Here is a 14010-nt window from a genome sequence, read left to right as displayed (position 1 = left end):
GATCCCGGCGATCCTCCATGGCAGAGGCCGGCCGGGCCCGGCGGAGGGGAGCGGGCGGGGCGGCGCCGGGTCAGGCCGGCGGGGTGCGCAGGGCCAGGACGGCCATGTCGTCGTGACCGTCGCTGGGGTGGTGGTCGGCGAGGGCGTGGACGAAATCGTCCAGGGGGAGGGAGGCGTACTCGTCAGCGAGTGCGGCCAGTTCGGCCAGGCTCTGGTCGATCGGGCGGTCGGGGTGTTCGACCAGCCCGTCGGTGAAGAAGACCACGGTGGCGCCCGGTGGCACGGAACAGGAGTGGTCGGGGCGGGACACCGCGGGATCGACGCCGAGCGGCAGTCCCGGCTCGGCGAACAGGTACTCCGCCGGGCGGCCCGGCGCGACCACCAGGTGCGGGACGTGGCCGGCGGAGCTCCAGGACAGCCGCCAGCCCGCCTCGTCCGGTTCGATTCGGGCCAGTGTGGTGGTGGTGATCGGGTTCTCGGCGATGGCCTGAAGGGTGTGATCCAGTTGGGACAGGATGGTGCCGGGCGGGCTGCTCCGGTCGAACAGCAGGGCGCGCAGCATATTGCGGATGGAGGCCATCGCTGCCGCGGCCGGCAGATCGTGGCCGACCACGTCACCGATGACGACCGCCACCGCGTTGCCGCGCAGCGGGATGGCGTCGTACCAGTCACCGCCGAGCTGGCTGGGCTCGGCGGCCGGCCGGTAGACCGCGGCGGCGGTGAAGGGACGCAGATCGGGCAGGGTGGGCAGGAGCAGGCGCTGGAACTGCTCGGCGCCCTCGCGGATCCGTTCGAACAGGCGGACGTTCTCGATGGCGATGCCGGCGGCGCCGGCCAGGGCGATGACCACGCTCTCGTCGTCGGCGTCGAAGGGCTGCCCGTCCGAGCGCTCGGAGAGGTAGAGGTCGCCGTAGATCTCGCCGCGGACGCTGACGGCGACGCCGAGCAGGGTGCCCATGTAGGGATGGTTGGGCGGGAAGCCCACGGAGGACGGATGGGCCGCGATGTCCTCGACCCGCAGCGGCTCCGGGTGGTGGATCAGCTCTCCGAGGACGCCCCGGCCGTGGGGGAAGTCGGTGCCCGCGAGGGCGGCCCGCTCCTCGTCGGTGAGACCGGCGGTGATGAACTGCTCCAGCTCGTCGCCGGAGGGGGCGAGCACGCCGAGGGCCCCGTAGCGGGCGCCCACCAGGTCCATGGCGGTGGTCACGATGCGGAACAGGACCGAGGGCAGCTCGTTCTCGCGGGTGATGGCCACCACCGCGTCGAGCAGGCCCTGGAGCCGGTCCATGGCGTCCAGCAGGCCCCGCATCTGCTCGTCCATGCGGCCCAGCTCGGACCGTAGCCGGACATGCAGGTCGGAGTCGTCCGGCTGCTTCGGCGACGCCCCGTTCTCCGTGCCGCCCATCAGGGGCTCCCCGCGGCCGGTCGTCCGGTCTCGGAGCGGTACATCGCGCCCTCCTGGAGTGACCCTGAGTCATCAGAGGCCGGGGCGTGGAGCGGCGGAACCGGCCTTTCGGTCATCTATCAAAAAATAGGGCAGTGTGCGCCGTCCCGCCGCCCGTCCGCCGCAGCGACACGCGGACGGACCGTGAACGGTGCGGCCCAGGCCCGCCCCGCCCCGGCGCCCCGGACCCCCGGCCACGGCCGGGCCCGGTGGCGGCGGAAGGGGCAACCCCTCGCTCCATCAGCCCAGTTGAGGCGGCAACCGGACGCGAACGCGGGGGCCGTACCGAAGGCGTCGAGGTGACCCGGCCGGCGGCCGTCCACCGACCACCACGGCACCCTCCTCGCCACGGCCCCCGCCACCTGGGCGTCTGACGCATGCAGCCCGACCACACCACCGCATCCCGACCACCGGCGGTACCCGGACGCCGCCCCCGCCGTGGGGCCGGCCGGCTGGTCCCCGCGGTGGCTGATCGGGGAACCCCCGCACCGACCGGCCGCCCCGCGCACGGACCGCCGGCACTGCCCGGTTCCCCGCATCCCGCATCCCGCGTTCGAGGAGGCGAGCCCCTGCCGGGGAGGATGGCCTGCTCAGACCCCGGCTGGTGGAACGCGAGAGCCCCGCGGCGCTGCTCGCGCCGCGCGACAGCGGCCCCGGCCCGCCCCCATCGGGTCCGCCGCCTCCATCCGCATCGAGGACCATGCCCCGACAACCGGGCACGCGCGAATCTCGCCGCCGCCTCCTCCGCTCTCCGCCCCCCACCCCCGCTCCCTCGACCCGTGCGCTTCCCCGGGCCCCGTTCCCCCGCCCTCGTGTCCCACTCAGCCAGGCCCCCGCAGGGATGCGATGGTGGAAAGAGGGCAGGTGGACGGTCTGGGGAGGCGGGGTGGAGAGGAGCGCGATGGACTGGCGCATGTTCGCCGAGCGGATGGCCAAGCTGGCCAGAGAGCTGCTGGCACAGGACACGGTGAGCGACACCCTGGAGCGGATCACCTGTTCCGCCACCGAGCTCGTCCCTGGCTGCGACGCGGCCGGCATTCTCATCCTGCACGCCAAGGGCGTGCGCACCCTCGCGCCCACCGACCAGCTGGTGATCGACAGCGACGAGTTGCAGGAGCGCCTCCAGGAAGGCCCCTGCTACGACGTCGCCCGCCCCGAGAGCGACGAGCGGGTGTTCCGGATCACCGACTTCCGTGAGCCCCATCCCGGCTGGCCCAGATACGTGTCCGAGGCCCGCAAGCTCGGCCTCGGCAGCATGATGGGCTTCCTGCTCTACACCGAGGAGGAGGACCTCGGCGCCCTGAACATCTACTCCCGCGAGCCGGGCGCCTTCGGCGAGGCCAGCGAGACGGCCGGCTGGCTGCTCGCCTCGCACGCCGCCGTCGCCTTCTCCAGTGCCCGCACCCACGCCCAGCTGGAGCAGGCCGTCGCCACCCGGCATGTCATCGGCGAGGCCATGGGCATCCTCATGGGCAGCCACGACCTCACCGAGGAGCAGGCCTTCAAGGTGCTGCGCCGCTACTCCCAGGACAAGAACATCAAACTCCGGGAAGTGGCGCGGCAGATCTGCGAGCGGGGCGGACTCAGCTAGCCGTACCCGGACCGCCCGCGCCGCCCTCGAACGCGCCCAGGATCCGTTCCGCCGCCAGCGTCGCCGTCAACGCCCCGTCCCTGACCTGCCGTTCGAGCTCCGGTGCCACCGCGCGGACCGCCGGGTCCGCGTGCAGCCGGCCGAGCAGTTCGTCGCGGACCATCGCCCAAGTCCAGTCGACCTGCTGGTCGCGCCGCTTGGCGGTGAGCCGGCCGGTCGAGTCGAGCAGCGTCCGGTGCTGCTCCAGCCGTTCCCACACCGTGCCGAGGCCGGTGGATTCGCGTGCGCTGCAATGCAGTACCGGCGGGGTCCAGAACGCTTCCTTGCCGTGCATCAGCCGCAGCGCGCCCGCCAACTCCCGCGCAGCCGCCCGCGCGTCGCGCTCGTGCGGGCCGTCCGCCTTGTTGACGGCGATCACGTCGGCCAGCTCCAGGACGCCCTTCTTGATGCCCTGCAGCTGGTCGCCGGTGCGCGCCAGGGTGAGCAGCAGGAAGGAGTCGACCATGTCGGCGACCGCCGTCTCCGACTGCCCGACGCCGACGGTCTCCACGAGGATCACGTCGTAGCCCGCCGCCTCCATCACCACGATCGACTCACGGGTGGCCTTCGCGACCCCGCCCAGCGTGCCCGCGCTGGGGGAGGGCCGCACGAAGGCCGCCGGGTCGACCGAAAGCCGCTCCATCCGCGTCTTGTCGCCGAGGATGGAGCCGCCGGTGCGGGTCGAGGAGGGGTCGACGGCGAGGACGGCGACCCGGTGGCCCAGCGAGGTCAGCATGGTGCCGAACGCGTCGATGAACGTCGACTTGCCGACCCCCGGCACCCCGCTGATGCCGATCCGCCGGGCCCGGCCACTGTGCGGCAGCAGCCTGGTCAGCAACTCCTGCGCCAGCACCCGGTGTTGCGGCCGGGTGGACTCGACGAGCGTGATGGCGCGGGCCACCAGGGCCCGCTTCCCGTCGAGCACACCCTTCACGTACGTGTCGAGATCGATCGGGGCCATCGGAGCCCTAGAGCTCGTGGCCGAGGTCGGCCGCCAGGCGCCGGACCAGGTCGTGCGCCGCGTCCGGGATCACCGTGCCGGGCGGGAACACGGCCGTGGCGCCCATCTCCAGGAGCGTGGGCACGTCCTGCGGCGGGATCACCCCGCCGACCACGACCATGATGTCCTCGCGGCCCTCCTCCGCCAGCCTCTCGCGCAGCGCCGGTACCAGGGTGAGGTGACCGGCGGCCAGCGAGGACACGCCGACCACGTGCACATCCGCCTCGACCGCCTGCCGGGCGACCTCGTCCGGCGTCTGGAACAGCGGGCCGACGTCCACGTCGAAGCCGAGGTCGGCGAACGCCGTCGCGATCACCTTCTGGCCCCGGTCATGGCCGTCCTGGCCCATCTTGGCGACCAGGATGCGCGGCCGGCGCCCCTCCGCCTCCTCGAACGCGTCCACCAGGGCACGGGTGCGGTCCACCGACGGGGACTCGCCTGCTTCGTTGCGGTACACGCCGGAGATCGTACGGATCTGGCTCGCGTGCCGCCCGTACACCTTCTCCAGCGCGTCGGAGATCTCGCCGACGGTCGCCTTGGCGCGGGCCGCGCGCACCGCCAGCTCCAGCAGGTTCCCGGTGCCCTCGGCGGCGCGGGTGAGCGCGTCCAGCGCGTCCCGGCACGCCTGTTCGTCCCGCTCCGCGCGCAACCGGCGCAGCTTCTCGATCTGCTGCGCGCGCACCGAGGAGTTGTCGACCTTGAGCACGTCGATCTGCTCGTCGCTGTCCACCCGGTACTTGTTGACGCCGATCACCGGCTGCCGTCCGGAGTCGATGCGGGCCTGCACACGGGCCGCCGACTCCTCCACGCGCAGCTTGGGGATGCCGGCGTCGATGGCCTGCGCCATGCCGCCCGCCTGCTCCACCTCCTGGATGTGCGCCCAGGCCCGGCGGGCGAGGTCGTACGTCAGCCGCTCCACGTACGCGCTGCCACCCCACGGGTCGATGACGCGGGTGGTGCCCGACTCCTGCTGGATGAGCAGCTGGGTGTTGCGGGCGATGCGTGCCGAGAAGTCGGTGGGCAGCGCCAGCGCCTCGTCCAGGGCGTTGGTGTGCAGCGACTGGGTGTGGCCCTGGGTCGCGGCCATCGCCTCCACGCAGGTGCGCGTGACGTTGTTGAAGACGTCCTGCGCGGTCAGCGACCAGCCCGAGGTCTGCGAATGGGTGCGCAGGGAAAGGGACTTGGTGTTCTCCGGCTCGAACTGGGAGACCAGCTTGGCCCACAGCAGCCGGGCCGCCCGGAGCTTGGCGACCTCCATGAAGAAGTTCATGCCGATCGCCCAGAAGAACGACAGGCGCGGCGCGAACGCGTCCACGTCCAGGCCGGCTTCACGCCCCGCGCGGATGTACTCCACCCCGTCCGCGAGGGTGTACGCCAGCTCCAGATCCGCCGTCGCACCCGCCTCCTGGATGTGATACCCGGAGATCGAGATGGAGTTGTAGCGCGGCATCCGCTGCGAGGTGTACGCGAAGATGTCGGAGATGATCCGCATCGACGGCTTCGGCGGATAGATGTAGGTGTTGCGGACCATGAACTCCTTGAGGATGTCGTTCTGGATGGTCCCGGCCAGCTTCTCGGGCGGTACGCCCTGTTCCTCCGCCGCCACGATGTACAGCGCCAGCACCGGCAGCACAGCGCCGTTCATCGTCATCGACACCGTCATCTTGTCCAGCGGGATCCCGTCGAACAGCTGCCGCATGTCGTAGATCGAGTCGATCGCCACGCCCGCCATGCCGACATCGCCGGTCACCCGCGGGTGGTCGCTGTCGTAACCGCGGTGCGTGGGCAGGTCGAAGGCGACCGACAGGCCCTTCTGGCCCGCCGCCAGGTTGCGCCGGTAGAAGGCGTTGGACTCCTCGGCGGTGGAGAAGCCCGCGTACTGGCGGATCGTCCAGGGCTGGTTGACGTACATCGTCGGGTACGGGCCGCGCAGGTACGGCGCGATGCCCGGATAGGTGTCCAGGAAGTCCAGACCCTCCAGGTCACGCCCGGTGTACAGCGGCTTGACCCCGATGCCCTCCGGGGTCTCCCACAGCGGCTCGGCGCCGCCGGTGGCCCGCTTGACGGCCGCCTGCCACTCCTCGGCGCTGCCGCCGGCCACCGGGGTCCCCAGCTCGATGCCGGAGAAGTCGGGGATTCCCATCAGGACACTCCCATGCGCTCGAGAGTCGCGGACAGCACATCGACGGCGTCGCAGCCCGCGAAGACGTACGAGTCGACACCGGCGTACTCGCCCCGGCCCGCCAGGAACAGGTGCCGGGCGCCGGCGGCGCGCAGCGACGCGGCGGTCTTCTCGGCGTGTTCGGCGTACCCGGCGTCGCTGGAGCACAGCACGGCCTCGGTGGCGCCGCTGTCCTCGAAGGTCCCCCCGGTGACCGGCTCGATGCCGCCGGCCTGGAACAGGTTGGCGGCGAAGGAGGCCCGCGCGGTGTACTCGGAGGGCGAGCCGAGCGTGGCGAGGTAGATCCGCGGGCGGGCGCCGGTCGCCGCGAGATGGGCGTCGGAACGCGCCCGCAGCTCCTCGAACGCCTCGTCCCGGCGCACCCGCGGCAGTCCGCCGGACGGCGGCCGCGGCGCGGGCTCGCGCTCCACCGGCTTCTCGGCCAGCAGCGGGAACTCGCTGACCCCGGTGATGGGTTCGCGCCGCCGGGCGAGCTTCTTGGAGCGCTCCGCCCAGGTAGTGGCGAGGTCGGTGCGCAGCCGCCCGGAGCGCAGCACGGCCGCCTGGCCGCCGTCGCGCTCGATGGTCCGGAAGAACTCCCAGGCGGCCTGGGCGAGTTCGTCGGTGAGCCGCTCCACGTACCAGGAGCCGCCCGCCGGGTCGATGACCCGCGCGAGGTACGACTCCTCGATCAGGATCGTGGAGGTGTTGCGGGCGATGCGCCGGGCGAACGCGTCCGGCAGGCCGAGCGCGTGGTCGAACGGCAGCACCGTCACGGAGTCGGCGCCGCCCACCCCGGCGGCGAGCGTCGCGACCGTGGTGCGCAGCATGTTCACCCACGGGTCGCGGCGGGTCATCATCACCGGGGACGTGACCGCGTGCTGGGTCTGGGCGCCGGGCGCGCCGCTGACCTCCGCGACCCGCGCCCACAGCCGGCGCGCCGCGCGCAGCTTGGCGATGGTCAGGAACTGGTCGGCGGTGGCCGCGTACCGGAACTCCAGCTGACCGGCGGCCTGTTCGATGCTCAGGCCCGCCTCGGTCAGCGCCCGCAGATAGGCCACGCCGGTGGCGAGCGAGGCGCCGAGCTCCTGCGCGGCCGAGCCGCCGGCCTCGTGGTACGGCAGCGCGTCCACGGTCAGCGCGCGCAGTCCCGGATAGTCCTCGGCGCAGCGCGCGGCCAGCTCGGCGTACGGCGCGAGGTCCTGCGCGGTGCCGGTGCGGGCCTCGTAACCGAGCGGGTCGCCGCCCAGATTGCCGCGTACGGCCGTCGGTTCGACGCCGTTGTCCGCGTACAGGCCGAGCAGCGCCTCGGCGGCCCGCTCGGTGTCCCGCCCTGCGTCCAGCACGACGGGCGCGAGGTCCAGGTAGACGCCCTCCAGGGCCCGGCCCAGGTCGGCGAGCGGGATGCCGCCCTCGCCGAGCACCAGCCACAGCGAGGTGCCGCCGTTCTCCAGGTCGGCGAGGACCGCGCCGTCGGCGAGCGCCGTGTGCCGCTGGCGTACGTCCCAGCCGCCCGCGATCTGGCCCTCGGGGCGCGCACCCCGCAGATACGGGGCGAAGCCCGGCAGACCGGGGTCGGGCGCGGTGTCGCGCGCCGTGTACAGGGGACGGGTGCGCAGCCCGTCCTCCAGGGTCGTGGACAGAGCGTCCTCAGCTGCCGCGCCCGAGACTTCCTTGCCCGACTTGCGCAGCACACCCTCGACCAGGCGTTGCCACTGCTCGTGTGTCGCGTCAGGGAACTCGGCGGCCAGTGGGAGCCCGTCGTCAGGCAGGACCGTCATGGCTCGGATGCTAGGCCAGGGGGCTCAAAAGAGTGCAGAGCATTCGCTTGTGAGTTTTCTCCCCTTGCGGTTGTGGCCCGCGCCGCTCCGGCGGGTGAACGCCCTGGTACGACGGAGCGGCCCGGCCGGGACGACGGCCGGGCCGCGGGGGTCGCGGGGCGGCGTTCAGCCCTTGACGCGCAGCTCGGAGGGGCGTACGTCCCTGGTGGAGAGCGTCTGGGGTCCGCCGGTGAAGGCGCGCAGCCGCAGCCGGGTGTTCCGCTTCCCCGGGAGCGTGAAGCGGCCGGTGGGAGCGCGCAGTTGGACGCTCGCCGTGGTGTGCGCCGGGATGGTGGCCGGGCCGTGGGCGAGCGGCCAGTAGCGGCTCATGCCCTGGCCGGTGGTGAGCATGTAGTGCGGGGTGAGCGCCTCGTCGCCGGTGTTGGCGACTTTCAGGGTCACCGCGGAGATCGCGTCGGGGGCGAGGGGCCGTACCGCCGCGATGTCCATCCGCAGCGGCGGGCTTCCGGTGGCCGCGAGGACCGCGCTGATCAGCGCGGGCGCGAGCAGCACCGGGACGGCGGCGAGCCGGGCGGGCCTGCGTGCCGGGCCCGCCAGGAAGCGCGGCCGGGGCTGCCAGGCGCCCGCGAACTCCGGCAGGGGCGCGGTGACCGCCGCCGCCAGCCACAGCGGGGTCATCATCAGGTAGTAGCCGTCCTGCGAGCGTGTCGCCAGGAAGAACGCGCACCAGGGCAGCACGGTCGCGGCCGGTCCGAGGCGCCGCACGAACAGCACGAACAGGGCCAGCAGGGCGGCGGCCAGCAGCATGCTCGCGTGCCCGTACCAGTCGAGCCGGTCGCTGCCATGGGTGAAGTACAGGGAGATGCCGACGATGCCCTGGCCGTGCAGCACGGCGCCCTGGGTCAGCGGCAGCACGATGCCGCGCAGCCACGGTCCGGGCTCGGTGACGATCAGATAGGCGTCGGCCAGCAGGAAAGCCAGGACGGCGATCCCGGTGATCCGCAGTACCACGCGCGCGGCCGCGCGGCCGCCCAGCTCGCCCCGGCGCACCGCGTAGATCCCGGCGAGCAGGAACGGCGCGACGAACCAGGGGAGTTGCTGGGCCGCGCAGGCCGCGCCGAGGCAGCCGGCACGGGCGATCCCAAAGGCGCCCAGCCGGCCGCGCGCGCCGAGCCGGGGCCAGCGGACCACCACCGGGATCAGCAGCGCGAGGGCGAGGATCGCCGGGTAGCCCTGGCGGCCGTAGCTGGTCAGCAGACCGGAGCCGAGGCAGACCAGCGTGACCGCCGACCGCCACTGCGCCGGGACCATCCGCCACAGCGCGATCGTGCCCGCGATCAGCGCGAGGGTGGCCACCGCCGTCGCCGGGGCGCCGCCGTGGCCCAGCCACAGGAACGGGACGGTGAGCAGCGGCGCGAGCGGGGGATAGCCGTACGTGTAGTCGTACCCGCCGGTCGTCGTCGCGGTCAGGGCGACGCCCCTGATGCGGAACAGCCAGGGCCAGGGATGGTCGTACATCTGGTGCCCGTGGACGAGTTCCCTGGCGGCCTGCGTGGTCAGGAGCGCCTCGTCGCCGCCGCCGTGGTTCAGCGCCCAGCCGCACAGGGCGAGGGTGACCGCGGTCGCCAGCACCACCAGGTCCAGGCGGGCCAGTGAACGGGCCCGGCGGACGGTGAGCGCGAGGACGCCGGTCACCAGGATCGCCGCGTAACAGAGGGAGATGACCCCGCCGAGGACGAGGCGGTGCGTGGCCGCCTGGGTCCACAGGGAGCGGGTGCCGATGAAGAGGCTCACGTCGGCCAGGACCGTGAGGACGCGATGCCACTGCGCCGGGCCGTCGGGCGACCCCGTGCGCGGTCCGGGTACGGCGGACACCGCCGACTGCGTCCGCCGGCCGGGCGTCACCTGCTGTGTTTCTGCCAAGTGCACGGGACCGGACGCTAGCGGCGGTGCGTGACCGGTGCTCGACCAGCGGTGAAGAGTCCGGTATGAGGGAGGTAAGAAGCGGGCATATTCGCACATCTGGCCAAGATTGGGGCGGTGTTCGCGCCACCGGACCGACCGCTTCCGTGTCGCTGTGTGTCGCTGTTGGGCCGAACGGGTGACTTGGCGTAAGAATTGGCTGGTGCAGGCATGGAAAGCGAGTCAGGTCGGGGGGAGCCGGTGAGCCGTTACGACGTCACCGATGAACAGTGGGAAGGGCTCGCCCAGGTCGTGCCACTGAGGGGCCGCGACGCGTGGCCCTCCGCGGTCAACCACCGCTCCCTCCCGGACGACGAGACCGAGACCCGGCGCCGCTTCGTGGTCCTGCGGGTCAATGTCTTCGCCGACGCGCGCGAGGTCGCCGAGACGGTGATGGCGGGCGCGCCCGTCCTCCTCGACCTGTCCGGCGCCGAGGGCGATGTCGCCAAGCGGGTCCTCGACTTCAGCACCGGCGTCGTCTTCGGCCTGGGCAGCGGGATGCACCGGGTGGACCGCAACGTCTTCCTGCTGACGCCGCCGGGCACGGAGGTCAGCGGGCTGATGGAGGGGACGGCGTGAGCCGGGGCCCTCGCGTCGCTCCACCGGGTGAAGCCGGGTCCCCGTTGTTGCCGTGAACGCCCCCGAACGTGGGAACATCCGCCGGGTAAACGGTTCGCCCCCTCGGCGGAGCTCTACGTTCCGGGCATGGTCATGCCTTTCGCGTCCGCCGAGCCGCCGGTAGTCGAGGTGCTCGGCGGGACCGCCGTGCCGGAGCCGCCCGAGTCCCTCGACGTACGGCCCCGGATCACCGAGCTGCGGCTGTCGGCGTTCGCCGGACACCGGGGCGCGGGCTTCCCGCTGGGGGCGGTCACGGTGTTCGCGGGCCCCAGCGGATCGGGGAAGACGACCGCGCTGGCCGCGTACGAGGCACTGGCCCGGCTCGCCGGGGGCGCGCCGCTCGTGGAGGCGTTCCCCGACCCGGCCGCCTGCGTCCCCGAGCGGGCCCGGCCCGACGGCGAGGGGCGGCGGGGCTTCCGGATCGGCTGTACGGCCGACGGCGCCGAGGGCCCGGTCCGGCTCGACCTCGCCGTACAGGCCGAACCGCAGCCGCGGATCGTGGGCGAACGGCTGACCGCGGGCGAACTCGTCCTGCTCCAGACCGCGTTGCGCGACCCGGAGCGCCGCGCCGTCCAGGCCGCCTGGCACACCGCGGGGACCGCACCGGTGACCCGCGCGCCGCTGCCCGACGACCGCCTCGGCACCGCCCTGCTCCCGCTGCGCGTGGCCGGCAAGACGGACGGACAGCGCAGGGTGCTGGCCGCCGCCGAGCAGATGGTCGTCGCCCTGCGCTCGGTCTTCGTCTGCGACCCCCGCCCGGACTGCATGCGCACCCCCGTGCCCACCGGCTCCGGTCGCCTGATGCCCGGCTGCGACAACCTCGCCGACGTGCTGTGGCGCACCCGCGCCGAGTGCGCCCGCCGGCACGGCCGGCTGGTCGAGGCGCTGCGCGCGGGCTGCGCGGGCCCGGTGGACGACCTGATCGCCGAACCGCTCGCCGGCGGCACGGTGCGCGCCCTGCTCGACCGCGGCGACGGCCACCGCACCCAGCTGGCCCGCCTCGGCGAGGGCGAACTGCGCTACCTGGCCCTCACGCTGGTGCTGCTGACCGGTCCCGGCGTGCTGGCCATGGACCCGCCCGGCGAGGTTCCCGACGCCCTGCGCTGCCTCACCGTCCTCGCCGACGGCTTCGACCGCTCCCTCGACCCGGCCCAGCGCCGGTCCCTGCTGCGCCTCGCGGCCGCGATGGGCGGGCACGGGCACATCCGGCTGGTCGCGGCGGTGCAGGACGCCTCCTGGTGCGCGGGGGCCGAGGGTGTCACAGTGGTACACCTGAAGGGTGACGGAACACCCTGACCTCCCCCGACTCCAGCGCAGGCTCACCGAGTTCGCCGCCGCCCGGAACTGGGGGCAGTACCACACCCCCAAGAACCTCGCCTCCGCGCTGAGCGTGGAGAGCTCCGAACTGGTCGAGATCTTCCAGTGGTTGACCCCCGAGGAGTCGGCTCGGGTGATGTCCGACCCGGCCACCGCGCACCGCGTCCGCGACGAGGTCGCCGACGTCCTCGCCTATCTCCTCCAGTTCTGCGCGGTCCTGGACATCGACCCGCTGACCGCCCTGTCCGAGAAGATCGACCGCAACGAACACCGCTTTCCGGCGCCCGGAGACTGACAACAGGCGGACGCCCCGGTTCCGTTATCACTCTCCGCAGTCAATTCACCTGTCGAATCCGAATTGTTGTCCCCAGATTTCGGGCTTCCTCTAGCTTTTCGCACCAACGGCCCTCACTCTGGGTAGTGGACAGGAGAGTCAGTGAACGTACGAGCGAGTGCGTGAAGGGACGGGGGCGACGGATGGACGCGGTACGACTCATCCTCACCAGCAGGAGAGCCCTGGCGAACGGCGCGGACACACGTGAGTTGATGGCGGAGGTGTGGCAGGCACAGGCCCTCGCCCAGGCGATCGGCAGCAGGCTCGCGGTCTCCGGACCGCCGGAGCTGCGCGGCGAGGCGCTCGGGCTGACCGAGCTGGCGGGCCGGGGCTGCGGCGCCCTCGACCCGCCCGAACTGGACCCCGGCGATCTGCGCGCCGCCCAGCTCACCCGGCTGGAGGACGCCCGCGAGACCCTGCTCTGCCTCGGCGGGCTGCTCGGCGAGGTCGGCATGGCCCTGGTCGGCATGGCCAGCGCCGCGGCGGACGAGACGACGTACTGGCAGTGCATGGAGGCGATCGACGCGGCCGACGAGTCGCGCGACCGCGTCCGCGAGATGCTGCGCAAGCTGGCCGCGCGTGAGGAGGTGACCTCGGCGAACGACAACCAGCGCAGCCCCTTCGGGGGCGCCCCCTGCGCGTAGCCGCCGCGCGGGGTTCTGTACGACGGTTCGCGCACCGATCCCGCATCGGGCGCGCGGCACCGCCCGCGGGGCGACGGTGCCGGCGTCGGCCGGACCTCAGCCGAGCTGCGGCATGACCTCGGACGCGATCAGCTCCAGGTGGGCCAGGTCGTCCAGGTCCAGCAGCTGGAGGTAGACCCGCCGCGAACCCACCGCCGCATAGCGGCCCAGCTTCTCCACGACCTCCGCCGGGGAGCCCGCGAGACCGTTGGCCTTCAGCTCCTCCACCTCGCGGCCGATGGCCTCCGCCCGCCGCTTGACCTCGGCGTCGTTCTTGCCGACACAGACGACCAGCGCGTTGGAGTACACCAGGTCGTCACCCTTGCGCCCGCGCTCCTCGGCCGCCGCCCGCACCCGGCCGAACTGCCGCTCGCTGTCCTCCACGGAGGCGAAGGGGATGTTGAACTCGGTGGCGTACTTCGCCGCCAGCGCCGGAGTGCGCTTGGCGCCGTGACCGCCGATGAGCACCGGCACCCGGCGCTGCGCCGGCTTCGGCAGCGCGGGGGAGTCCTGCAACTGGTAGTACGAGCCGTCGTAGCTGAACCGCTCGCCGACCGGTGTCTCCCACAGCCCGGTGACGATCGCCAGCTGCTCCTCCAGCCGCCCGAACTTCTCCTTCGGGAACGGAATGCCGTACGCCTTGTGCTCCTCCTCGTACCACCCCGAGCCGAGGCCCAGCTCCACCCGGCCGCCGGACATCTGGTCGACCTGCGCCACCTGGATGGCCAGCACGCCGGGGAGGCGGAAGGTGCCGGCCGTCATCAGGGTGCCGAGCCGGATGCGGCTCGTCTCCCGCGCGATGCCGGCGAGAGTGATCCAGGCGTCTGTGGGGCCGGGCAGCCCGTCCACGTTGCCCATGTGGAGGTAATGGTCAGAACGGAAAAAGGCGTCGTAGCCGAGTTCCTCGGCGGTCTGGGCGACGCGCAGGAGCGTGTCGTAGGTCGCGCCCTGCTGGGGTTCGGTGAAGACTCGGAGATCCATACGTCCATCATGCATGCCGTTGCGTACGCAACCACGCAGAAGGCCGCCGAGCGGCGTGAAAACCGGTGGTCAGCGGGGTGACCGGAGCGCCAGACTCGG

Annotated in this window: 11 protein-coding genes; 5 read left to right on the top strand and 6 right to left on the bottom strand. The window is 72.8% G+C overall.

The window, feature by feature from the left end:
* Positions 1-70 precede the first annotated feature (70 nt).
* Positions 71-1405, bottom strand: coding sequence for a PP2C family protein-serine/threonine phosphatase (locus ACE4Q9_RS08130; protein ID WP_397983563.1), 1335 nt, complete (start codon positions 1403-1405; stop codon positions 71-73).
* A gap of 940 nt (positions 1406-2345) precedes the next feature.
* Here ACE4Q9_RS08130 and ACE4Q9_RS08125 point away from each other — a divergent pair.
* The gene (locus tag ACE4Q9_RS08125; protein ID WP_397983562.1) at positions 2346-3035 is read left to right on the top strand and encodes an ANTAR domain-containing protein; all 690 of its coding nucleotides are present in this window, start codon (positions 2346-2348) and stop codon (positions 3033-3035) included.
* Here ACE4Q9_RS08125 and meaB read toward each other — a convergent pair.
* The 4 genes from meaB to ACE4Q9_RS08105 form a co-directional block, all read right to left on the bottom strand.
* The gene (meaB, locus tag ACE4Q9_RS08120; RefSeq protein WP_397983561.1) at positions 3028-4035 is read right to left on the bottom strand and encodes a methylmalonyl Co-A mutase-associated GTPase MeaB; all 1008 of its coding nucleotides are present in this window, start codon (positions 4033-4035) and stop codon (positions 3028-3030) included. The two genes, ACE4Q9_RS08125 and meaB, sit on opposite strands and share 8 nt — an antisense overlap.
* 7 nt (positions 4036-4042) lie before the next feature.
* Positions 4043-6217, bottom strand: coding sequence for a methylmalonyl-CoA mutase (gene scpA, locus ACE4Q9_RS08115; protein WP_397983560.1), 2175 nt, complete (start codon positions 6215-6217; stop codon positions 4043-4045).
* Positions 6217-8016, bottom strand: a complete 1800-nt coding sequence (locus ACE4Q9_RS08110) for a methylmalonyl-CoA mutase family protein (RefSeq protein WP_397983559.1) — start codon at positions 8014-8016, stop codon at positions 6217-6219. Before ACE4Q9_RS08110 ends, scpA begins: the two co-directional genes overlap by 1 nt.
* Positions 8017-8181: 165 nt before the next feature.
* Complete coding sequence (locus tag ACE4Q9_RS08105) at positions 8182-9945, bottom strand: hypothetical protein (protein WP_397983558.1); 1764 nt, start codon at positions 9943-9945, stop codon at positions 8182-8184.
* A 204-nt stretch (positions 9946-10149) separates the two neighbouring features.
* Between ACE4Q9_RS08105 and ACE4Q9_RS08100 the strand changes: the two genes are divergently transcribed.
* The 4 genes from ACE4Q9_RS08100 to ACE4Q9_RS08085 all read left to right on the top strand — a co-directional run bounded on the left by ACE4Q9_RS08100 (position 10150) and on the right by ACE4Q9_RS08085 (position 12891).
* Positions 10150-10557 (top strand): cell division protein SepF, encoded by a 408-nt coding sequence (locus ACE4Q9_RS08100; protein WP_397983557.1) that lies wholly within the window; start codon positions 10150-10152, stop codon positions 10555-10557.
* Between the two features lie 126 nt (positions 10558-10683).
* Complete coding sequence (locus tag ACE4Q9_RS08095) at positions 10684-11892, top strand: AAA family ATPase (protein WP_397983556.1); 1209 nt, start codon at positions 10684-10686, stop codon at positions 11890-11892.
* Positions 11876-12208, top strand: a complete 333-nt coding sequence (locus tag ACE4Q9_RS08090; RefSeq protein ID WP_397983555.1) for a nucleotide pyrophosphohydrolase — start codon at positions 11876-11878, stop codon at positions 12206-12208. The genes ACE4Q9_RS08095 and ACE4Q9_RS08090 overlap by 17 nt, the downstream gene beginning before the upstream one ends.
* Before the next feature lie 182 nt (positions 12209-12390).
* Positions 12391-12891, top strand: a complete 501-nt coding sequence (locus tag ACE4Q9_RS08085) for a DUF6099 family protein (protein ID WP_397983554.1) — start codon at positions 12391-12393, stop codon at positions 12889-12891.
* A 96-nt stretch (positions 12892-12987) separates the two neighbouring features.
* On the opposite strand, the gene ACE4Q9_RS08080 is transcribed toward ACE4Q9_RS08085, so the two are convergent.
* The gene (locus ACE4Q9_RS08080; protein WP_397983553.1) at positions 12988-13911 is read right to left on the bottom strand and encodes an LLM class F420-dependent oxidoreductase; all 924 of its coding nucleotides are present in this window, start codon (positions 13909-13911) and stop codon (positions 12988-12990) included.
* Between the last annotated feature and the right edge of the window lie 99 nt (positions 13912-14010).

This window comes from Streptomyces sp. AM6-12, from assembly GCF_044327085.1.
Taxonomy (GTDB): Bacteria; Actinomycetota; Actinomycetes; order Streptomycetales; family Streptomycetaceae; genus Streptomyces.
Note: the sequence above shows the minus strand (reverse complement) of the source record. Positions and strands in the feature narration are given on the sequence as shown.

Excerpts from the sequence above, each read along its gene's own strand:
- ACE4Q9_RS08085 (WP_397983554.1), top strand. The coding sequence starts at position 12,391 with ATGGACGCGGTACGACTCATCCTCACCAGCAGGAGAGCCCTGGCGAAC.
- meaB (WP_397983561.1), bottom strand. The coding sequence starts at position 4,035 with ATGGCCCCGATCGATCTCGACACGTACGTGAAGGGTGTGCTCGACGGG.
- ACE4Q9_RS08095 (WP_397983556.1), top strand. The coding sequence starts at position 10,684 with ATGGTCATGCCTTTCGCGTCCGCCGAGCCGCCGGTAGTCGAGGTGCTC.
- ACE4Q9_RS08100 (WP_397983557.1), top strand. The coding sequence starts at position 10,150 with ATGGAAAGCGAGTCAGGTCGGGGGGAGCCGGTGAGCCGTTACGACGTC.
- ACE4Q9_RS08110 (WP_397983559.1), bottom strand. The coding sequence starts at position 8,016 with ATGACGGTCCTGCCTGACGACGGGCTCCCACTGGCCGCCGAGTTCCCT.
- scpA (WP_397983560.1), bottom strand. The coding sequence starts at position 6,217 with ATGGGAATCCCCGACTTCTCCGGCATCGAGCTGGGGACCCCGGTGGCC.
- ACE4Q9_RS08125 (WP_397983562.1), top strand. The coding sequence starts at position 2,346 with ATGGACTGGCGCATGTTCGCCGAGCGGATGGCCAAGCTGGCCAGAGAG.
- ACE4Q9_RS08130 (WP_397983563.1), bottom strand. The coding sequence starts at position 1,405 with ATGGGCGGCACGGAGAACGGGGCGTCGCCGAAGCAGCCGGACGACTCC.
- ACE4Q9_RS08080 (WP_397983553.1), bottom strand. The coding sequence starts at position 13,911 with ATGGATCTCCGAGTCTTCACCGAACCCCAGCAGGGCGCGACCTACGAC.